Genomic DNA, 21,564 nt, shown 5'->3' with positions numbered 1-21,564 from the left:
ATATCTATATAACGGGTAATTTCTCTATCTGTTATCTACTTTACAGATAATGGTCAGACGCTGCCCTCGCTCTCGATCACCAGGATCCTCGCTTCGCCCAAAGGCTTGGCGACATGCTCGGTGCCCACCGAGGCGTAGAAAATGTCCCCGGCTTCCAGCAAAGCCGCCTTTTCGACGCCCTCTTCCCGATAGCACATCTGCACTTGCCCATCGAGCACCACGAAGACTTCCTGGCCGTCGTTGATGTGCCATTTGTACGGCTGATCGGTCCAGTGCAAGCGTGTGGTGATGCCGTTCATGTTGGCGATATCCAGCGCCGCCCAGGCGCGGTCACCGGTGAAGGATTTGCTGCGAATGATTTTCAAGGGATCCGTCCGGAAGAAGTCTGAGGCGCCAAGACTAACCCACTGCCAGGGACACCTGCATGCTCGGCTTCAAGGGCGAACGCCATCGGTAAGCGGTTTTATCGACTGGCGTAACCCCAGCAGCGCCGAGACACACAACACAATCAACACAGCGCCATACCCATCGGTCGTCGGGATCAAGCCGAACACCCGCGTCAGGTTCCCCGCCAGCAGCGACGGCAAGCTGAAGGCCAGGTAACTGAGGACATAGAACGCCGACATCAAGCCGGCTCGTTCGTGGGGCAAGGCCAGCGGCATGATGCTGCGCAGCGCCCCCAGGAACCCTGCGCCAAAACCGCCACCGGTGATCAGCGTGCCGACGAAGAACAACGGCAAGCTGGCGCCATGCACCGCCACCAGCACCAATGCCAGGCCGATCACCAACAGGCCGGCGGACGGGCGCAACATTTTGTCGGCCTCCTGGTTGCGCAACAGGTAGATGGCTAACGCGCCGCTGAGGGTCAACACCGCCACCAGCGCGCCACCGATCAGGTTGGAGGTCGATCCGGTGGCCGCCCGCACCAGGGACGGCGCCAATGACAGGTAGAAACCGCCCACCGCCCAGGCCGCCAGGTCCAGTGGCAGGACTCGCCACAAGGCTTGCCGCGCCTGGGGCGGCACATGCAAAGTCGGGCGCAAGGACTGCCAGGCACCGGTTTGCGGGCTGACGCTTTCTTTCAGGCGCCACAGGTAAACGGCCTGGGTCAGGAACACCCCCAGCAGCAGCCAATACGTCAGTTGCAACGGCAACGGCGCGAACTCGGCCAGCAGGCCACAGCCCAGCGCCCCGCACGCCATGCCCAACAGCGGCGCAACGCTGGTGATCAACGGGCCTTGGCGACGGTCGAAGTCCAGCAAGGCCGCACCCAGCACACTGGTGGCCATGCCGGTGGCGAACCCCTGGATCAACCGAGCACCGATCAACCAGGCGACGCTGTCGGCGCAGATAAACAGCAGCATCGCCAACATGTTGAGCAACAGCGCCACGAAAATCACCGGTTTGCGACCCAAGTAATCCGACAGCGACCCTACGGTCAGCAAGGCCGCCAGCAGACTGAAGGCGTACACGCCGAAAATCAGCGTCAGGACAGCCGGGGAAAACTGTAACTGTTCCTGATAGAGGTGATACAACGGCGTCGGCGCGCTGGACGCGGCGAGAAAACCGAGCAAAGTGAGCGCCAGGAAGATCAGGCTGGCGCGGGTCGAAGCTGGATGGGACATGGGCACGCTCCACAAGAACATTCGCAAAAGCTAATTTTTTGCTTTTGCGGAGTGTGCTACCGGCGCGCGCTTAAAGCAAATTCTTTGTGTTAAGGTCTGACGCATGGCTATTAAAGAAGGTTTACGCCCCGGCGGTCGAAGCGCCCGGGTCCAGGAATCGATTCACTCGGCGGTCCGCGCCCTGCTGCAAGAGCAGGAGCGCGCCACACTGACCGTGCCGCAAATCGCTGCGCGCGCCGGGGTGACGCCGTCCACCATCTACCGGCGCTGGGGCGATCTGCCGGCGCTGCTGGCCGACGTCGCCATCGCCCGCATGCGCCCCGACGGCGAGCCGATCGACACCGGCAGCTTGCGCGGCGACCTGCGCGCCTGGGCCGAGCAGTACCTGGACGAAATGAGCTCCGAGCCCGGTCGCAACATGATGCGCGACATCCAGGCCTGCGCCACGCCGGGGTATTGCGTGGGGATCCTCAGCCGTCAGTTGCAGATCATCCTGGACCGCTACCCCGATGAACCCAATCCAGGCGTCGAGCGGCTGATCAATGTGGTGGTGGCGCCGACGGTGTTCCGCATTCTCTTTGCCAGCGCGCCGTTGGAGGTGGGGGAGTTGTATCGGTTGGTGGATATTGCGTTGGGTCAGTAAGGCCGCTATCGCGAGCAAGCTCGCTCCCACAGTGATCTGGGTGAACCATGGATTTGTATTCACCTCAGGTCCCTTGTGGGAGCGGGCTTGCTCGCGAAAGCGCTGGGTCAGCTTGCATCAATGTTGAATGTGCCATCGCCTTCGCGAGCAAGCCCGCTCCCACACTGAGTCTTAGGTGAACATAAATTTTGTGTTCACACATCTAACCCAATGCTGATCGCAACCTGCGACACCCCACCACGCCTCGACCTTGGTCGACACTGACGAACCCGAGCGGGCATGCGAGACTGTCCTGCCGGGCGCAAGTCCCGGTGTCTTTGTCCGGGAGTTTCCATGTCGTTGTCCAGCGGGCTGATCGCCGTTGTCGCCCTGGCCTATATGGCCATCATGTTCGCCATCGCCTTCTACGGCGACCGGCGCAGCACGCCGCTGCCGCCACGGGTGCGGGCCTGGGTCTACAGCCTGTCGCTGGCGGTGTATTGCACCAGCTGGACGTTCTTTGGCGCCGTGGGCCAAGCCGCCGAACAGCTCTGGTCGTTCCTGCCGATCTACCTCGGGCCGATACTGCTGCTGGTGCTGGCGCCGTGGGTCCTGCAGAAAATGGTGATGATCAGCAAACAGGAGAACATCACCTCCATCGCCGACTTCATCGCCGCCCGCTACGGCAAGTCCCAATCCCTGGCAGTGGTGGTCGCACTGATCTGCCTGGTGGGCGTGCTGCCGTACATTGCCCTGCAGCTCAAGGGCATCGTGCTCGGTGTGAACCTGCTGATCGGCGCCGGTGCCGATGCCATGGGTACCCGCGCCCAGGACACCGCGCTGATCGTCTCGCTGATCCTGGCGCTGTTCACCATCGTGTTCGGCACCCGCAACCTGGACGCCACCGAACACCACCGCGGCATGGTGTTGGCGATCGCCTTCGAATCCCTGGTCAAGCTGCTTGCCTTCCTGGCGGTCGGCGCGTTCGTGACGTACGGCCTGTACGACGGTTTCGAGGACCTGTTCAACCAGGCGATGCTCGCGCCGCGCCTGGAGCAGTACTGGAAAGAAACCATCAACTGGCCGTCCATGGTGGTGCAGACCGGGGTGGCGATGATGGCGATCATCTGCTTGCCGCGGCAGTTCCACGTGACCGTGGTGGAAAACATCGAGCCCCAGGACCTGCGTCTGGCCAAGTGGGTATTTCCCGCCTACCTGGCCTTGGCTGCGCTGTTCGTGGTGCCCATCGCCCTCGCCGGGCAGATGATGCTGCCCAGCTCGGTGCTGCCGGACTCGTTCGTCATCAGTCTGCCGCTGGCCCAGGCTCATCCGGCCCTGGCCGTGCTGGCGTTCATCGGCGGCGCGTCGGCGGCTACTGGCATGGTGATCGTGGCCAGCGTGGCGCTGTCGACCATGGTCTCCAACGACATGTTGCTGCCCTGGCTGTTGCGGCGCAACGCCGCCGAACGCCCGTTCGAGGTGTTCCGCCAGTGGATGCTGTCGGTGCGGCGGGTCAGCATCGTGGTGATCCTGTTGCTGGCCTATGTCAGCTATCGGCTGTTGGGCTCGACGGCGAGCCTGGCGACCATCGGCCAGATCGCCTTCGCCGCCGTGACCCAACTGGCCCCGGCCATGCTCGGCGCGCTGTACTGGAAACAGGCCAACCGCCGCGGCGTGTTCGCCGGCCTCGCCACGGGGATCTTTTTGTGGTTTTACACCCTGGTGCTGCCGATTGCCGCCCACAGCCTGGGCTGGTCGCTCAGTAGTTTTCCAGGCCTGGCCTGGCTGCATGGCAATCCCTTGAACCTGCCGATTACGCCGCTGACCCAAGGGGTGGTCCTGTCCCTGGCTGGCAACTTCACGCTGTTTGCCTGGGTGTCCGTGCTGTCGCGCACACGCGTCTCGGAACACTGGCAGGCCGGGCGCTTCATTGGCCAGGAAATCAGCGCCCGCCCCAACCCCCGCTCAATGCTGGCGGTGCACATCGAAGACCTGTTGCAACTGGCCGCGCGTTTCGTCGGCGAAGAGCGGGCGCGGCAGAGTTTTATTCGCTTCGCCTACCGCCAGGGCAAAGGCTTCAACCCGAACCAGAACGCCGACAGCGAATGGATCGCCCACACCGAACGCCTGCTGGCCGGTGTACTCGGCGCCTCTTCGACACGGGCGGTCGTAAAAGCCGCCATCGAAGGTCGAGAGATGCAGCTCGAAGACGTGGTCCGGATCGCGGACGAAGCGTCGGAAGTGCTGCAGTTCAACCGCGCCCTGTTGCAAGGCGCCATCGAGAACATCAGCCAGGGTATCAGCGTGGTCGACCAGTCCCTCAGGCTCGTGGCGTGGAACCGCCGCTATCTGGAGCTGTTCAAGTACCCGGACGGCTTGATCAGTGTCGGCCGGCCCATTGCCGACATCATCCGCTACAACGCCGAACGTGGCCTCTGCGGGCCGGGCGAGGCGGAAGTCCACGTCGCCAGGCGCCTGCACTGGATGCGCCAGGGCCGTGCCCATACCTCTGAACGGCTGTTCCCCAACGGCCGGGTCATCGAACTGATCGGCAACCCGATGCCCGGTGGCGGTTTCGTCATGAGTTTCACCGACATCACCGCCTTCCGTGAGGCCGCACAGGCGCTGACCGAAGCCAACGAAGGGCTGGAGCAACGGGTGGCCGAACGCACCCGGGAATTGTCCCAATTGAACCTGGCCCTGACCGAAGCCAAGAGCACCGCCGAAGCGGCCTATCAATCCAAGACCCGGTTCCTGGCGGCGGTCAGCCACGACCTGATGCAACCGCTCAACGCCGCGCGCCTGTTCTCCGCCGCGCTGTCCCACCAGCACGATGGTTTGCCGAGCGAGGCCCGGCAACTGGTGCACCACCTGGACAGTTCACTGCGCTCGGCTGAAGACCTGATCACCGACTTGCTGGACATCTCCCGCCTGGAAAACGGCAAGATCAACCCCGACCGCAAACCCTTCGCCCTCAACGAGCTGTTCAATACCCTCGGCGCAGAGTTCACGGCGCTGGCCCAGGAACAAGGCTTGAAGTTCCGGGTGCGCGGCTCGAAGCTGCGGGTGGACAGTGACATCAAGCTGCTGCGGCGCATTTTGCAGAACTTCCTCACCAACGCGTTCCGCTACGCCAGGGGGCCAGTGCTGCTGGGCGTGCGCCGGCGCAACGGCGAGTTGTGCCTGGAAGTCTGGGACCGCGGGCCGGGCATCGCCGAGGACAAGCTGCAAGTCATTTTCGAAGAATTCAAGCGCCTGGACAGCCACCAGACCCGCGCCGAAAAAGGCCTCGGACTGGGCCTGGCCATCGCCGACGGGCTCTGTCGCGTGCTCGGCCATACCTTGCGTGTGCGTTCCTGGCCGGGGCGCGGCAGCGTGTTCAGCGTCAGCGTGCCCGTGGCCTCTACACAGGCCGTCGTACCGAGCCCCGTGGCCGAACCCAACGGTCACTTGCCAAGCGGCGCCCAAGTGCTGTGCGTCGATAACGAAGACAGCATCCTGATCGGCATGAACAGCCTGCTGACACGCTGGGGTTGCCAGGTGTGGACGGCGCGCAATCGCGAGGAATGCGAGCGTTGGCTGGCCCAGGGCGGCCGACCGCAACTGGCCCTGGTGGATTTTCATCTGGACGACGGCGAAACCGGTACCGAGCTGATGGCCTGGTTGCGCACGCGCATGGGGGAACCGATACCGGGGGTGGTGATCAGCGCCGATGGCCGGCCCGAGACGGTGGCCCTGGTGCACGCGGCGGGCCTGGATTACTTGGCCAAGCCGGTGAAGCCGGCGGCGTTGCGGGCGTTGTTGAGTCGGCATTTGCCGTTGTAATTCGGGCAAATAATGCCCCTGTGCAAGGGCATCTTGTGGGAGCAAGGCTTGCCCGCGATGTCGGTCTCAAGGATATCATCGCGAGCAAGCTTTGCTCCCACAAGATGACTCGCCACAAGTTTCTGCTTCAGCCCTGGGTTTGTGTTTCAGCCTTGGGTTTTCTCGCCGGCTTCTTCCGGCAACTCAGGCAAGCCATCCGCATCGGTCATCGCTCGCTCGAGCAACTCCGCCGGCAAGCTCTTGCTGGCCCGGGCGCCGAGCAGCTTGAGTTGTTCGCTGCGGCTGATCAGGTTGCCGCGCCCTTCCGTCAGTTTGTTGCGCGCCGCACTGTAGGCTTTGTCCAACTGCTGCACGCGACTGCCGATCTCGTCCAAGTCCTGGATAAACAAGACGAACTTGTCATACAGCCACCCGGCCCGCTCGGCGATTTCCCGGGCGTTCTGGCTCTGGCGCTCCTGCTTCCACAAGCTGTCGATCACCCGTAGCGTCGCCAGCAACGTGGTCGGGCTGACGATCACGATGTTGCGGTCAAAGGCTTCCTGGAACAGGTTCGGCTCGGCTTGCAGGGCGGCGGAAAACGCCGCTTCGATTGGCACGAACAGCAACACGAAATCCAGGCTGTGCAAACCGTCCAGACGCTTGTAATCCTTGCCGGCCAAGCCTTTGACGTGAGTTCGCAACGACAGCACATGTTGCTTGAGGGCCAGTTGCCCGATGGCGTCATCTTCAGCCGCCACGTACTGCTGATAGGCCGTGAGGCTGACCTTGGAATCGACCACCACTTGCTTGTCGCCCGGCAGATAAATCAACACGTCCGGCTGGAACCGCTCGCCGTCCGGGCCCTTGAGGCTGACCTGGGTCTGATACTCGCGGCCCTTCTCCAGGCCGGCATGTTCAAGCACCCGCTCCAGAATCAGTTCGCCCCAGTTGCCCTGGGTCTTCTGACCCTTGAGCGCCCGGGTGAGGTTGGTGGCTTCGTCGCTCAGGCGCAGGTTCAGTTGTTGCAGGCGCTCCAGTTCCTTGCCCAGGGAGAAGCGCTCCCGGGCCTCAGCCTGATAACTTTCTTCAACACGTTTTTCGAAGGACTGAATGCGCTCCTTCAGCGGATCGAGCAACTGGCCCAGGCGTTGCTGGCTGGTTTCGGCGAAGCGCTGCTCACGTTCGTCGAAGATCTTCCCGGCAAGCTCGGCGAACTGTGCCCTCAGCTCATCTCGCGAACCTTGCAGGTCATCCAGGCGTTGTTGATGGCTGTCCTGCTGCTCACGCAGTTCGGCCTGCAACGACGCCGCCTGGGCATCGAGCCGCCGCAGTTCGGCTTCCTTGTTGGCGCGCTCGAGATTCCAGGCATGGGCCGCATCCCGGGCATTGTCGCGCTCGATCTGCAGCAACTCGACTTCCCGGCAGGCTGCGGCAAGCTCGGCTTGCTTGGCGGCGTTGGCTTGGCTCAGGTCGCTGATTTCGTCGCGGCAGGCATCGAGCTGGGCGTTGAGGCCATCGTGGGCCATGTGGGCCGTGGCCAGGCGCTCTTCCAGCAAGGCCTGTTCGGTCTGCGCGGCGGCGGCTTGGCGCTGCAGGTGCCAGGCCAGTGCCAGCAACGGCACCGCAGCGCCTGCCAGGCCAAACAACAGGCTGGTCAAATCCATAGCCATGACAATTCCTGCCGATCAAATAAAGCCCGAAGGTTAACCAAGCGGCTGGGGGTTGCCCAGCGCAGTCTGCGATTTCAGTCTTCGATTTCACCGAGGGCCCGGCGGGCACGATCATCGCCGGCCCGGGCGGCCTGGCGCAGCAGGTCTTGGCCAATGCGTCGGTCCCGGGCGTTACCGCATTCACGGCACATCAACTGCCCAAGGCGACTTTGCGCGGCCACCACGCCTTCACGGGCCGGTTGCTTGAGCAAACGACCGGCCAGGTGCTTGACGCTGGGGCTGTCCCCTAGCCGTGGGCTATCGAGCAGCCACTCAGCCACCCGCATCGACATACGTTTGGGTGGGGTAACACCAGAGGGTGTGGAGGTAACAGGATTTGATACTGAGCGAAACTTCATAAAACACTGTGGGACAGATCGGAAGGCGCGCCACTCTACTCCTTTTTTCGTACGGGTAAAGCCGAAAAAAAACCGGCACGCCCGTGCTAGAGCAAGCGCTTGGGACAATCCACAGAAGCTGTGGATAACTCAGTGGACAACCCCCCCTGAACTCGCGCAAAGCCCTGTGGAACGGGGCCTGCGCTCAAACTGACGATTTTTTCACCAGTAAAAAAAAGCGATGTTTTTCATTGACTTAAATTTTGGATACAGGCACCCACCCCGGATTGTTTCGACATGACAGTTCGGTGACAGGTGGTACAGCGAGTGTGCACAAGTAACAGCCGAACCGGTTATAACGCTGCGATTTTTTGGCGCATCTGGCGGTAAAAGCTGGGGATAACCTGCGGCCATGCGTGAAGCGTGGGTGACGTAACCGCACCAGCAACCGTTGGGATCCTGTGCTAACCCGTTCCTCTTGAATCGGATTGAAAACCAACCCGTGGCGAGGGAGCTTGCTCCCGCTGGGCCGGGCTGACGCTCCAGCGCGCAGCGGCGCTGTTCTGGGCTGCTGCGCAGCCCAGCGGGAGCAAGCTCCCTCGCCTCAGGACATGGCTCGGCTTTCCTGCCATGGCTCACTTGAATATTTTTTAACCAACGCCCTTCCCTTCATGGGTTCGATCCGTTAGTATCCGCAGCGTTAGTACCAAGCTGAAAGTCAATTCCGGGTCGAACACATCTCCGCGGTCAGCCATCCTCCAAAGGACGCCTCACCGAAAAAAGGAGACCGGCCCCCTCGATGGTTTCCAGGTAAACCTTGCGTCAACACAGCCTTTGATCGAATGCAAAGGGTGTTGCCAGGCTCATTACTCTGACCGAACCAACCTGCAAAATTGATCAGGATCTTCACCCCGGGCCCAGAACCTTTGCCCTCGATGTGTTGCCTGCCCTCCTAAGTACCTACCTGCCAGCCCAAGCGCGCACTTATATAGCGCTCAAACTGGCTGCTTTGTTCCAGTCGGGTTCTTCGTTCGACCAATGGTGGTCGACGTTACTGGAACGTTTTAACGTTGCACGGTTCTTAACCGTGTCATTTGTAGGAACACCCATAACATGTCTACTCAAATCCACGCACAGGATGCTATCCGCACCCTCACCAACGCTTTTGCCCCGATGAACTGCCTGATCATGGCCGCTCGCAAAGGCTGCTTCAGCTTCACGCTGGTCAACGAACACGGCATCGCCCGTCACAGCGAACGCCTGTACCCCGATCAGTACTCCAGCGCCGAACCGCTGCAGGCCGTGATCGAGCGTACTCGCCAGGCACTGGTTGCCTGAGACGCCAGAAACGCTGAAACCCCAAAGGCCCCGCCCAGAAAGCGGGGCTTTTTATTGCCCGAAATTTCTCGATTAAGCGAAACGGCGTAAGCACCAAGGGATATAACGGTTATAACCGTTCGCCGAAGATGTTTTAAAAACAGACCTTTACAGCGGGAATATGACACTACACTTCAAGTCAAGCGGCATGATCCGCTTCCGGCGGGGCCTGGACCGATCCACCGCTGCCAAGCCCACACACTTCAGGCTCCGCCCCTTTCACACTTCGAGGGTTTTATGGGTATCGCTGCCAGCGAACTGTGTCGATATGTGATCCGCCCGACGCTGCTCTACCTTGAGCGTCACAGCGCAACTGCGGAATCCTTGTTGCTGGGCATTGCCGCCAGCCAGTCGGCCCTGGGGTCAGCCCTGCATGATCGCCGCGGACATGGCCTGTATCGCATCACCGAGCTCCGACACCAGGCACTCTGGGACCATTACCTGGCACGAGACCCGGAACGGGCCAGCCTGGTCCGCGGCCTGGCCAGCCAGCACGCCTTTCTCAGCGGCCCGCACCTGGAGTTGACCGTCAACCTGCGCTACGCCACCGCCATCGCTTGGTTGCTGGTGGAGGAACAGAACACCCCGCTTCCCGACGCCGACGACCTGCTGGGCATGGCCCGCATCTGGCGTCAGACCTTTCATCCCCAAGGGCGCCTGCGAGATTTCACCTGTGCCTGGCGAAGCTGTGTTTCACCACTGAATCAGGTCGCTTGCTGATGGGAAATTTGGAAAGTTCCTACAACGGTCGCGAATCTGGTCGGATTGTCCTACAAAATGCCTCTAAATCAAGCGATACAGGCTATAGCGCTTGAACGAAAATGTTGGTAATTTTCGCCCCGGTGATCACCAGGAGTTCTAACAATGAAAAAAATGATGCTCAAAACCACCCTTGGCCTTGCCGTGACCTTGGCATCCACCCAACTTTTCGCCAGTGGCTTCGCCTTGAACGAACAAAGCATCAGTGGCATGGGCACTGGTTTCGCAGGTCGTTCTTCTGCCGCCGACGACGCCAGCACTGTCTTTGGCAACCCTGCCGGCATGTCGCGCCTCAAGCGCCAGCAAGTGACCGGTGGTTTCGCCGCCATTGACGCCTCCACCGACATCAACGATGCCAGCGGCACCCGTTCCGGTACCAACAAGGGCGACATGGTCCCGCTCACTGGCGTCCCGATGGGTTATTACGTCAAGCCCATCGATGACCAATGGGCTTTCGGCCTGGGTGTCTACGCACCGTTCGGCCTGATCACCGACTACGAAAACAGATTCCAGGGCCGTAACTTCGGCAGCAAGAGCGAAGTGAAGGTCGTGACCTTCCAGCCCACCGTCAGCTATGCCTTCAATGACCAGGTGTCGATTGGTTTTGGTCCGACGATCAACCGGATTTCGGGTGCCTTGGAGTCATCACTGACCACTCCGTTTTCGCCGAACGACGGCAATGTGAAGATCAAGGGCGACGACATTGGCTACGGCTATAATATCGGTCTTTTGGTCCAGGCGACGGATACCACTCGTGTCGGCCTGACCTACCACTCCAAGGTCAAGTACAAGCTTGAAGGTCACACCGACGTGGACGCGGCTGCAGGTACGCCTGGGTTCTTGCTGAGTGACGGGCGTTACGACGCTTCGCTGGACATCACCACGCCTGAGTCGGTGGACTTTTCGGTTACCCAGCAAATCAATGATGCCTGGACCGTCTACGCCGGCAGCACCTGGACCCGCTGGAGCCGCCTGAAAGAAATTACCGTAAACAACGACGTAACGAGCGGCGGCGCCCTGAACCCAACCCTCTTCGGCACCATCACCGAAGAACAGAATTGGCACGACACCTGGGCGTACGCCATCGGTACGTCCTACCAGTTGAACAAACAATGGGTACTGCGTACCGGCCTGTCCTTTGACCAGTCGCCTACCAACAACACTGACCGTTCGCCACGCATCCCAACCGGCGACCGCACTATCTTCAGCCTGGGCGCCGGCTGGAGTCCGACCGAAGACCTGACTATCGACGTGGCGTACTCCTACCTCAAGGAAGAAAAAGTCAACGTCAACCGGCGCAACGCGCTGGGCCAAGCCTACAACGCTGAATACGAAAACAGCGCCAACGGTTTCGGTGTCGGTGCAACCTACCGCTTCTGATGTTTCACGGCGAACCTGAACCCCTCGCCACCTGAAGCGAAAAAAAGCCCCGCACTCTGCAAAGAGGCGGGGCTTTTTCGTGGCCGGCGTCAGGGTTTGGAGGCGATGGCCGCTTCTACCGCCTTGATGAAATCGGGATCGTCAGGCTTGATCCGACTGGAAAAACTGCCAACGACCTTGCCCTGGCGGTCCACCACGTACTTGTAGAAATTCCATTTCGGCGCGCCGGATTGTTCAGCCAAGTGCTTGAACAGCGGTATCGCATCCGCGCCACGCACCGGCTGCGGTTCGGTCATGGTGAAGGTCACGCCGTAATTGACGTAACAGACCTTGGCAGTTTCAGCCCCGTCCTTGGCTTCCTGCTTGAAGTCATTGGACGGTACACCCAGCACTTGCAAGCCTTGGTCCTTGTAGCGCTGGTTGAGCGCCTCAAGGCTTTTGAATTGCGGGGCGAACCCGCAGAAACTGGCGGTGTTGACCACCACCAGTGGCTTGCCCGCAAAGCGCTGGCACAAATCGACGGTTTCCTTGGCCCGCAGCTTGGGTAACGAACCCTCCAGCAACGGCGGGCAATCGGCGGCCCAGACTTGCCCGGTCACAGCCAGCAACAGTGCGGGAACAGCAAACCAGCGCATCAACATGTCGGTATTTCCTTAAAGCATGTCAGACCTCGACGTTACTCCGCCAAGCCCGCCGCCGTCCATTGTTCAACACGTGCCCATGCCCAGCTGCATCAAGGCCAACCCGCCCTGGTGCCAGCCCCACCAGGCGAACGCCAGCAGCAGGCCAGCGCCGGCAGCGATCAACCACGGGCCGATGCGACTCATGCCGCACCGACCTGGACTTGCAGGCGCGCCACCGGCCGTTCACGCACCGGCCAGTTCAACGCCGCCGCCAATAGGCTGAGCAGGATCGAAACCTGCCAGATCACGTCATAGCTGCCGGTACGGTCATACACCACCCCACCCAACCAACCACCGAGGAACGAGCCCAACTGGTGGAACAGGAACACGATCCCACCCAACATCGACAGATTTCGTACACCAAACAGGGTCGCTACCGTGCCGTTGGTCAACGGCACGGTCGACAGCCACAGCAAGCCCATCGCCATGCCGAACAGGTACGCCGTGGTGGTCGTCACCGGCAACCACAGGAACAAGCCGATCACCACCGCACGCAGCAGGTACAACCCGGTCAACAGGCGCGGCTTGGACATGCGTCCGCCCAGCCAACCAGCGGTGTAGGTGCCGAAGATATTGAACAACCCAACCAGCGCCAGCACGGTGGTGCCGACACTGGCGGGCAGGTGTTGGTCCACCAGGTAGGCCGGCAGGTGTATCCCGATGAAAACCACTTGGAAACCACAGACAAAAAAGCCCACGGCCAACAGCCAGAAACCCGAATGACCGCATGCCTCGCGCAACGCTTCGGACAGGGTTTGCTCTTTGCCGCTCAGTGGCGCCGGCGCGTCCTTGAGCATACTCACCAGCGGCACGATCAACGCCACCAGCAGCCCCAGCGCCAACAACGCCGCCGACCAACCGAGCCAGCCGATCAGTCCCAGCGTACCGGGCAGCATGGCGAACTGGCCGAAAGAACCGGCGGCACTGGCGATGCCCATGCCCATACTGCGTTTTTCCGCCGGTACGGCCCGCCCGACCACGCCCAGAATCACCGAGAACGACGTGCCCGACAGACCGATACCAATCAACAGGCCCGCGCTCAACGACAACGACCATGGCGAGTCGGCCATGCCCATGAACACCAGGCCCAGTGCGTACAGCACACCGCCAATCAGCACCACTTTCGCCGCACCGAAGCGGTCGGCCAGCGCGCCGGTGAAAGGCTGCGCCAGGCCCCAGATCAGGTTCTGCAAGGCGATGGCGAAGGCGAATACCTCACGGCCCCAGCCGAACTCGGCACTCATGGGCGCCAGGAACAGGCCGAAGCCATGCCGCACGCCCAGGGACAACGCCAGGATCAGCGCGCTGCCCACCAGGACCCAACCACAGGTACGCCACATCGATGTCATTTTTGTTCTCCAGTCGCGGGTATATACCCACTTATCCTCGAACGAACCGGCTTCACGCCAGTTCATCCAGCAAAGCCAGCAAGGTCGCACGCTTTTCCGCGCCCAACTTATCGATCAGTTTCTGCTGCGCCGCTTCCCAGGCCGGCAGCGCTGCCGCCAACCGGGCGTGCCCGGCGTCAGTAAGCACGACGATACGGTTACGCAAGTCGTCGCCCTCGGCCAACGCCACCAGCCCCTCGCCTTCCAGCACCCGCAGGTTGCGCCCCAGGGTGCTGCGATCCAGGCCCATGGCCTCGGCCAGGGAGGAAATACTCGGTTGGTCCAGGCGCGCCAGGTTGTTCAGTAAAGAATACTGGGCAACGTTGATCCCGAAGCCGTCGAGGGCGCCGTCGTAATACCTGCTGACGCCACGGGCGGCACGACGCAGGTTGATGCACAAACATTGGGAGGGAAGCATGGTGCGTGTATATACCCGGGGTTGGTCGAATGCAAATTTTAAATGAAAAGTCCGCGCCTATTGGCACTTAAAAATGGACTCCGTGGCGAGGGAGCTTGCTCCCGCTTGCGCAGTACTCACAAAAAAGGGTCTGCTGCGCAGCCCAGCGGGAGCAAGCTCCCTCGCCACGGACTCAACCCGCCCCGATGAGCAGAGTCGTGTGCTTCCCTTCATCCGTTCTGTGCTTTTGATCGCTGTCTCAGATGCATAGAAAAAAACCATAATTTTCAAAGGCTTTTTCTTTAAAGACGCTCCAAAAGCCGCTCATTGAGATTCAGGACCTGTAATGTCTGACAGGTTTCAGGTGCTTTGAATCGAGATATAACGACCCCGTATCTCCAGCCCCACCCCAGGGTCTGAAGAAGGGTCGTGCGAAGCGTGCCACCAAGCAGTAGGAATATTTCGCCGCCCCCATGCCATTTCTGCTTGTTAAATGGGAGTGTTTGTCATGTATCGCACCGACCCCATCACCCGCCCCTCCTCCGCCCGAGGCAACTTCCAACACGAGGATTCGCAATCAGTGGCGGTAAAACTCACGCGCAAGGAAACGGAGGTCCTGCAGTGGAGCGCCGCCGGCAAGTCCTCCTGGGAGATTAGCCAGATCATCAATTGCAGCGAGGCCGGGGTGAACTATCACTTCTGCAACATTCGTCGAAAATTCGGGGTGAACTCTCGCTGGACGGCGGCGCTCAAGGCGCTGGAGCTGGGGTTGATCGATAAACCGTACGTCAAGGGAAACGCCGATTGGCTGATCTAGCAAAGCAATTGCCGTCATGCAGTTCCAGGAAATCCAGCCCATGTAAGTTGAAAACGAAACACAAACCGTTCTTCTGGCAACCGACCAGCGCGGGGTACCTTGCATGGGCTGGGCGCCCCACCAGCAACCTGACGGGTGCAAGCGGGAAAACCGCTTTCAGCGGCAGGTCAGGCTCTGCTCAACAATACAAACGACTGTCCTCTGACACGCGGTTGCCAAAACCTTATCCTGACTCGCCCATTACCGCTAAAGAAGTACCAAGAGCTCCCCGGCACAGGACGCAAGCCCAACGGCAAACCACCACGGCCCCGGAACGCAAAGAGTATTGGCCCGATGCAGCAGAGCAAGAAATGCGTCACCGGCAGAGATTACAGGAGCAGCAAATCGCGCGACTTCGAGCCGCACTTGCCCAAGTAAACGCCGAAGACGCGGCGCTTAGGAGAAGAGGTACAAGGCCAACTCTCCAACGCCAGAATGCCAATATGCGAACATGACAACACCAGCCGTACGCATTGTGTCGCAAGGGGATTTATCCCTGCTGGGCTGCGCAGCAATCCTAAAATTGACTCCCCGGAGTGGCCGGCAGATTGAATCAACAATACTGGGGCTGCTTCGCAACCCAACGGGGATAAATCCCCTCGCCACAGGGGTTTGCGCCATTTTGAGCAACTCCAGCACCATAGCCTGCTTGAGCTGGCTATGGTGAACGAACGCTGTTCTTCAGTTGCTTGGGCGACGCAGTAGTTCGACTTGTTGCTGGCTCGCTGAAAACACAGCTGCGTGATATGAAGGCAAGGCACCTGAATCTGACGAGATAGACCGAGACAAACTTCCTCTCATCCCATCAGTAGGATCGAACATCCCGTGCGACCGCGAAACAGATGATGGAAGATCAGATACCACCGCCCCCGATTGACCAATCGTACCAGACCAACTTGGCGTACGTGAGCGGTAAGGAGGCGGCGGATCAGATGCCGACGTTCCTGATCCGATCGAGCCTGACGGGCTCCTAGGTGGAGAGTACGGAGGCAACAGCTCAACATCCCTCGCAAACTCTCCCATAGCCGATTGGCGTTGGGGCCGGAGCCTGTGTAAATCAATAGCGCCTTCTGGCGCAAGCCCCCCAGTACCCTGCTCCCGGGCCAATCGCCCCCTCCAAGTCCGACGTGCCCGTATCCCGGCGATTCCAAAACTGCCCGCTGTAACGATGCCACTCGCTATAAACAATCCAATTGAAGCACTTTTATCCTTGCTAGCAGCTCCCCCCCAGAGCAAAGCAACACCCACCACTGCGGAGACTGCTACCTGAAATACAGACATCGAAAAATGACCAGTCGGGTCGTCACTATTGACCGGGTCCCCCGCGCAATAGGTGTACGCATTCAGTCCACCCCTTGCAAACGGACTCATCGAGTCCGGGCTGTTAAATCGCATCAACACTGGGTTGAACGCTCTGTACCCATTACCCAATAAATAGTGTCCGGTGACGGAGTCGGTACGTTCGCCATTGAAACCCAACAAACTGAACAGACCGCCTTCCGATCTGTGCCCATAAGGCGCATAGGCGATGGCTTCACGCTGGCCGTTGCCTAACGCATGCAGTACCGAACGCTTGGCATCGCTGGCGAGAAAGGTCGTCTCATGGATTGCACCGTGATGTTGCTGTTGCGCAAGCAGCATATCCGGCTGCTGGAAATACGAATGATGGATTTGCCCATGAATTTCGCACGCCAAGGCATTCTTCTGGTAGAAACTCTGCTGGACCGGCTGATCGCCCGGGGCGCGGTCGACCAGGCGGTCCAGCGAATCGTAGCGGTAGCGAACCAACGAAATGTGGCGCGAAGAAGACATGCGATGGGCTCCTTGAGTGCGAGGAAATGTTCTCCCCCTATCTGTTTTCCTGCCTGGCTTCCTACCCTAAAAAATTGCATGATCCAGTCATTCTTCGTAAACCTGATATAAATGACTGGACCATGCGATTAGAATAACTAGTTAATCGTCAACGCCTCCAAAACCGATCAGGATCCGGCTTGGGCCTTTCAAAATTGTTCAGTGCTTCTTGGTATTTTGCGTAGCGCTTCGCGGCAGCTCTCTCTGAAATCCCTCTACGCACGTCTAAATGGACAGCATATTGCCTTCTATACTCATACATATTCCATTCAACTTCTCCGGGCATCCCGCCTCCATTCACGGATGCGCGCTCTACCAATTTAACGTCCCTTGCTATTTTTTCATGAGCCTCACCAGTACGAAGCACAGCCTGTTTTTTTCGTGCTAATTCTTCAGCGACACCGCCTTGATCCCTGGCAACCCTGTATGCATCCTTTGCTTTCAAGGATTTCTCGTATGCCGTTTTTTCTGCATGCTGTAGAGCGTTCAGGTCCTCAAGCGAAATGACGGGTAAATCTGAAGCTACCACTCGACTGACAGTTTGCTGCTGTGTAACTTTTACATTTGGTGCGACCTCAGTAGCAGCCTTGCTTCCCCCTCTGAAGAAATTCCTAACACCTCGTCCAAGTCGGGTAAAAAATTTAGCAAAAGGAAAATGCCCAGTCGGATCACTTTCATTCAATGGGTTGGTTACATAGCAATAGGCATTCAAGCCCCCCCGGCCAAAAGGGCTCATCGAGTCCGGGCTATGAAAACGCATGAGCAAGGTGTTATAGGCTCGGTAACCGTTACCCAACAAATACCAACCCGTTTGTGCTTCGCGCAACTCACCGTTGTAACCCAGGCGACAGTTGAACGAGGAACTATCAACACGATGGCCAAAGGGTGAATAGGCGATACCCTTTCCTTCACCCAGACTGGCCTCGTATAACACGCTGTTCATGTTATCAACGGCCAGTAGCAACGACTTTCCCAACAGACTGGCCTGCTCGGCGAGCACTGTGTCATCGGCACGCACAAAAGTGCTGCCCACGCCATTTTGCAATTGGTTCACCAACTCACCCTTCTGGTAAAAGCGCGATTCACTGCCTTGCGCCGTACTACTGGCACTCAACGTATCCAACGCATCATAGCGATAGCTGTTAGCTGGCTCCCCCGTAAACGTGCTGACACTGATCAAGCGCCCCAAACTGTCATACTCCAGAATCCGTCCGGCCTCGTCCTGCAACAAATTGCCATTGGCGTCATAACTGAATTCCAACCGTTGAGGGTAATCCGGCTGGAAGGTATTGGTGATGGCGGTCAACTGGCAGGGATCATCCGGATTGCCATATTCGTAATAACTCGAGTTGCGCCCACCCTCGAAAGTGGTCTCGACAAAGTCCAGGTTATCCTGGGCATCGAAACCGAACATCTGGCTCTGGATGATCTTGCCGTAGGGGTCTTCAGGGGCCTGGCTGCCGCTGCAGGTGTAGTCGACCAGGCGTCCGCGCGAATCATAAGCATAGGTTTCGTCGCGCAGCGTCTCGCTGCCCTGTACTAGGGTGCGTTGGGTCAGTCGGTCGACTTCGTCGTAGACCTGGGTCAGGGTCTGGATCACCCCGCCGCCCAGATCGAAGCGGCGCAGTACCTCGCGACCAAAATCATCGTATTCCAGATGGGTCTTCAACTGCTGGTCGCCGTCAATGGTCTCGATATCCTGGAGCTGTCCCCAATCATCGTAGGTAAAGGTCGAGCGGGTCGTGCCCAACTCGGTGGTGATCAAGCGGGCATAGCGGTCGTATTCAAAGGACTGGGTTTGTTCGAGCACATCGGTATAGCTGAGCAGGCGCGCTTGCCGGCTGTACTCGTAATGCATGGTCCGGGTGGTTTCTCCGGTTTGTTCGCGGCTTTCGCTTTTCACTTCGCCAGTGCTGAAGTACTCGCGCAGCAGACGATGAGTGATGCCCTGCTGGTCTTGCTCCTCGGTTTGCAACAGCCGTGCGTTCTGCGAGTCGTAGCTGTAGACCGCGGTACTTTCCACGGCAATGCGCTGCTCCGGATCTTCGCCGAGTTCCGGCCGGTAGACATAACCGGTCTCCTGGCCGCTGGGGTGCTTGACACTTTTCGGCTGGGTTTGCCCCGGATCGAAGGTGTAGGTACTTTCCCGTCCACCGGTGATCGACACCGTCATCCGATCCAGGCCATCGAAGACCTGCTCACCGAGCACCGCACCATTGACACTGATCTCGACCGCCAGCTCTTCATCGCTGCTGTGGAGCGCATACTTGCGCTCGACCTCGGTGCTGTCCGGCAACAGGGTCTTGGTCATGCGGTCGAACGCATCGTATTCATAACGGGTCCAGTTACCGGCGGCATCGTATTCCTCGGCAGTCCGCCCGAGCCCATCGTAATGGTAGAGGTGCTCGCTGATCATCTGCTCGCCGCAGTCGATGCGCTTGACGCTGTCGGGCTTGTCGAACAGGTTGTTGACGGTAATGGTCTTGCCCTGGCCTTCGAGCCATTGCGTGGTGGTGCGGGCAATCGGGTCGGTAACCTCATGCTCCTCGACGCCGTCGGGGCGGATCACACTGCGCTGCTCGCCCCAGTCGTCATAATTGAAGATACTGGTCAACTCGATGTTCCGGCCCCGTTCCCAGTCGGTCACGGTTTCGCTGGTCATCTGGTCGAACCGGTTGTAGCTCGCCCGGTAGATCTCGCGGAACGCCGTCGTATCACCACCGAGGCCATCGGCATCGCGGCGGGTTTCCTTGATCACCCGGTTATGCCCGTCAAGCCAAGAGATCGTCTCGACGCCCTTGACGTCGATGGCGCTTTGCGTGGCCTGCTGACCCACCGTGTCGACCAGCGTGTAGCGATAGCTGCGACTGGCCTCGTAGAGGGTGCCCGGGGCCACGGTTTCCTTGATCACTCGACCGAGCAGGTCATAGTCGGTGGCAATCGCCACGTCGTTGTCATCATGGCTGAGCAATGGCTCGCCATTGAGCAGCGAATGCTCCACGTTGAGGACTTTTTCCTCGCCATCAAAGCCACGCAGGGTATTGACCGTATGCAAGACAGTTTCACCGGCGCGGGCGTTGCGGGTCTTGCTGTAGACATAATCGGTGGTGGTGGTCAGGTTGTTGAGGGTGACGGTGTCTTGCAGCTTGCGCCCATGTTCAAAGGCATTGCCCGGGGCATTGATGTAGCTGTAGGTGCTCAGTTGCAGCAACTGCTCGCCTTCCATCAAACGTTCGTCACTCAAGGCCAGCCAGCGCCCGACGCTGCCGAGCCCGGGATATTCGTCATAGCGATAGCGGGTTTGCAGGGTCGGCGCGGCGCCGTAGCCGGAAGGTGCCGGGGTGAGGGTCTTGCTCTTGATGTTGCGCACGAAACCTTGCGGATCCTCCGGGCAACCGTCCTCCCCTTCGGCGTCGTACCAGGTGCTGGTTTCAGTCACGCCATTGGCATTGACCTGTACCAGCAGGTTGCCGAAATCATCGTAAGTGCTGGTGACGACTTCGGTATGCCGGGGCACCGTGGCGCTGGCATTGCGCCAGGTCTGGGTGATGCTTTTCGGCAGTTGGTAATACGCCGGTTGCTCGCTGAAGTCATCCTGCGGGTTGGCGTAGTATTCGGTCTCGGTGACCAGCAGGGTGTCGTCATTGTCCGGGACGTTGGCATTCTGCAAAATTTCTTCGAGTACCAGGAGGTGGTAGCGATTGAACACTCGACGGGTGGTACGCGCCGGTTTGTTGCTGACGGCGTCCCAGAGAATCTCTTTGGTTTCATACTGGTAGCTGCGCACCACGCCATCGCGGAAGAGGTGGTCCAGGTCATCATTGATCCAGGTGACGCCACTGCCATGGCCCAGGAAGTTATTGCCGGTGCGGTCGTACTCGTAATGGGTTTCGATGACAGCCTGCTCAAAGCCCGGGTCGCGTTTGTGCGACTGTACTCGCGGCAGGGTGCGGCTTATGCCGGGAAGGGCATGGGGCGTGCCTGAGTAAATGACCGTTTCATGGCCGCCAGTGGGGGTACGGACCTCCTTGAGCAGGGTCAGGCCGCTCAGGGGAATGTACTCAAAACGCCAGGAGCCCTTGTTCTCGGTCGGCAGGCCCTCGTCTTCGATGGGCAGGACGATGCTCTTGGTTTCACCGCCCTCGATGTTGAACACGAACAGCGCTTCATACCGGGTGCCCGGATGCAGCGTGACCTTCAGGGTATTGCCGCTGCGCGTCAGGCTCATCAGTTCCGTGCCATCGGCGTTGCAGATCTTGCTCAGTAGCGGGGTCGTGCCGAAGGCAACGTATTCCAGCGTCACGCTATGCCCCTGGGGCGAGCGCATTTCCACCGGCATGGCGAACTGGCCCTGGCCGACCTCAAGAATCTCCACCAGCCCGGACTTATGATCGACCCGGTAGCGCTGATTGCCCAGGTCATGGAAATGAAAGGAGTCGAGTTTCTTCTCCGGAATCTCCATACCGTTGTCCCCGTCGCCCCCCGTATTGGCCTTGAACGTTTCTCCGGTATACAGCGAGATAATCCGGCGGTTGGGATCATATTGCGAAAGTTGCAAGTTCCAACCCTTGCCGAAACCGCTGTCGGTATTGTTGAGCGGGTTGAAGTTCAATTGCAGCGGCACAACCGGACCGCACAAGTCATTGGCCTTGAGTTCGGGCAAGGAGATGGCGCATGTGTATTGACCGGTACGCGGGTCGACTTGGTTAAGGATAAAGCTCAAGAAGTTGAAGGCATTGGAATGTATCGAAGTTTCTGTCGACATGACTCTTCTC

Annotated in this window: 15 protein-coding genes; 6 read left to right on the top strand and 9 right to left on the bottom strand. The window is 59.5% G+C overall.

Going from position 1 to position 21,564, the window contains the following annotated elements; all coding sequences use genetic code 11:
• Positions 1-53: 53 nt before the first annotated feature.
• Positions 54-365 carry a cupin domain-containing protein gene (locus AC3A5O_RS07095; RefSeq protein ID WP_122569188.1) on the bottom strand — a complete coding sequence of 104 codons (312 nt, stop codon included), beginning with the start codon at positions 363-365 and terminating at the stop codon, positions 54-56.
• Positions 366-434: 69 nt separating this feature from the next.
• Positions 435-1,625 carry an MFS transporter gene (locus AC3A5O_RS07090; RefSeq protein ID WP_305468059.1) on the bottom strand — a complete coding sequence of 397 codons (1,191 nt, stop codon included), beginning with the start codon at positions 1,623-1,625 and terminating at the stop codon, positions 435-437.
• 103 nt (positions 1,626-1,728) lie between these two features.
• Here AC3A5O_RS07090 and AC3A5O_RS07085 point away from each other — a divergent pair, with 103 nt between their 5' ends.
• Positions 1,729-2,268 (top strand): TetR/AcrR family transcriptional regulator, encoded by a 540-nt coding sequence (locus AC3A5O_RS07085; RefSeq protein ID WP_122569190.1) that lies wholly within the window; start codon positions 1,729-1,731, stop codon positions 2,266-2,268.
• Positions 2,269-2,601: 333 nt separating this feature from the next.
• The gene (locus tag AC3A5O_RS07080; protein ID WP_122569191.1) at positions 2,602-6,072 is read left to right on the top strand and encodes a hybrid sensor histidine kinase/response regulator; all 3,471 of its coding nucleotides are present in this window, start codon (positions 2,602-2,604) and stop codon (positions 6,070-6,072) included.
• 146 nt (positions 6,073-6,218) lie between these two features.
• Here AC3A5O_RS07080 and AC3A5O_RS07075 read toward each other — a convergent pair whose 3' ends face one another.
• Positions 6,219-7,607, bottom strand: coding sequence for a DNA recombination protein RmuC (locus AC3A5O_RS07075; RefSeq protein ID WP_487753015.1), 1,389 nt, complete (start codon positions 7,605-7,607; stop codon positions 6,219-6,221).
• Positions 7,608-7,795: 188 nt separating this feature from the next.
• A complete protein-coding gene (locus tag AC3A5O_RS07070) occupies positions 7,796-8,119 on the bottom strand; it encodes an SEL1-like repeat protein (RefSeq protein ID WP_122569193.1) in 324 nt (107 codons plus the stop codon).
• A gap of 1,092 nt (positions 8,120-9,211) precedes the next feature.
• Between AC3A5O_RS07070 and AC3A5O_RS07065 the strand changes: the two genes are divergently transcribed.
• From AC3A5O_RS07065 to AC3A5O_RS07055, 3 genes are all read left to right on the top strand, one after another.
• Positions 9,212-9,436, top strand: coding sequence for a hypothetical protein (locus tag AC3A5O_RS07065; RefSeq protein WP_003204606.1), 225 nt, complete (start codon positions 9,212-9,214; stop codon positions 9,434-9,436).
• Between the two features lie 276 nt (positions 9,437-9,712).
• Entirely contained in the window at positions 9,713-10,195 is a 483-nt protein-coding gene (locus AC3A5O_RS07060) for a hypothetical protein (protein ID WP_122569194.1), read from the top strand.
• Between the two features lie 144 nt (positions 10,196-10,339).
• A complete protein-coding gene (locus AC3A5O_RS07055; protein ID WP_122569195.1) occupies positions 10,340-11,614 on the top strand; it encodes an OmpP1/FadL family transporter in 1,275 nt (424 codons plus the stop codon).
• Positions 11,615-11,703: 89 nt separating this feature from the next.
• Here the strand turns inward: AC3A5O_RS07055 and AC3A5O_RS07050 are convergent, their stop codons facing one another.
• The 3 genes from AC3A5O_RS07050 to AC3A5O_RS07040 all read right to left on the bottom strand — a co-directional run bounded on the left by AC3A5O_RS07050 (position 11,704) and on the right by AC3A5O_RS07040 (position 14,103).
• Positions 11,704-12,255 carry a glutathione peroxidase gene (locus AC3A5O_RS07050; RefSeq protein ID WP_122569196.1) on the bottom strand — a complete coding sequence of 184 codons (552 nt, stop codon included), beginning with the start codon at positions 12,253-12,255 and terminating at the stop codon, positions 11,704-11,706.
• Positions 12,256-12,437: 182 nt separating this feature from the next.
• Positions 12,438-13,646 (bottom strand): MFS transporter, encoded by a 1,209-nt coding sequence (locus AC3A5O_RS07045; RefSeq protein WP_122569197.1) that lies wholly within the window; start codon positions 13,644-13,646, stop codon positions 12,438-12,440.
• A gap of 52 nt (positions 13,647-13,698) precedes the next feature.
• Positions 13,699-14,103 carry a MarR family winged helix-turn-helix transcriptional regulator gene (locus tag AC3A5O_RS07040; protein WP_072348667.1) on the bottom strand — a complete coding sequence of 135 codons (405 nt, stop codon included), beginning with the start codon at positions 14,101-14,103 and terminating at the stop codon, positions 13,699-13,701.
• A gap of 487 nt (positions 14,104-14,590) precedes the next feature.
• Between AC3A5O_RS07040 and AC3A5O_RS07035 the strand changes: the two genes are divergently transcribed.
• Complete coding sequence (locus tag AC3A5O_RS07035) at positions 14,591-14,899, top strand: helix-turn-helix transcriptional regulator (protein ID WP_305468062.1); 309 nt, start codon at positions 14,591-14,593, stop codon at positions 14,897-14,899.
• Between the two features lie 720 nt (positions 14,900-15,619).
• On the opposite strand, the gene AC3A5O_RS07030 is transcribed toward AC3A5O_RS07035, so the two are convergent.
• Entirely contained in the window at positions 15,620-16,750 is a 1,131-nt protein-coding gene (locus AC3A5O_RS07030) for an RHS repeat-associated core domain-containing protein (protein WP_487753009.1), read from the bottom strand.
• A gap of 148 nt (positions 16,751-16,898) precedes the next feature.
• Positions 16,899-21,554 (bottom strand): RHS repeat domain-containing protein, encoded by a 4,656-nt coding sequence (locus tag AC3A5O_RS07025; RefSeq protein ID WP_487753008.1) that lies wholly within the window; start codon positions 21,552-21,554, stop codon positions 16,899-16,901.
• Between the last annotated feature and the right edge of the window lie 10 nt (positions 21,555-21,564).

This window comes from Pseudomonas sp. Soil_N_39, assembly GCF_057655955.1.
This window is presented reverse-complemented; position numbering and strand designations above follow the sequence as displayed.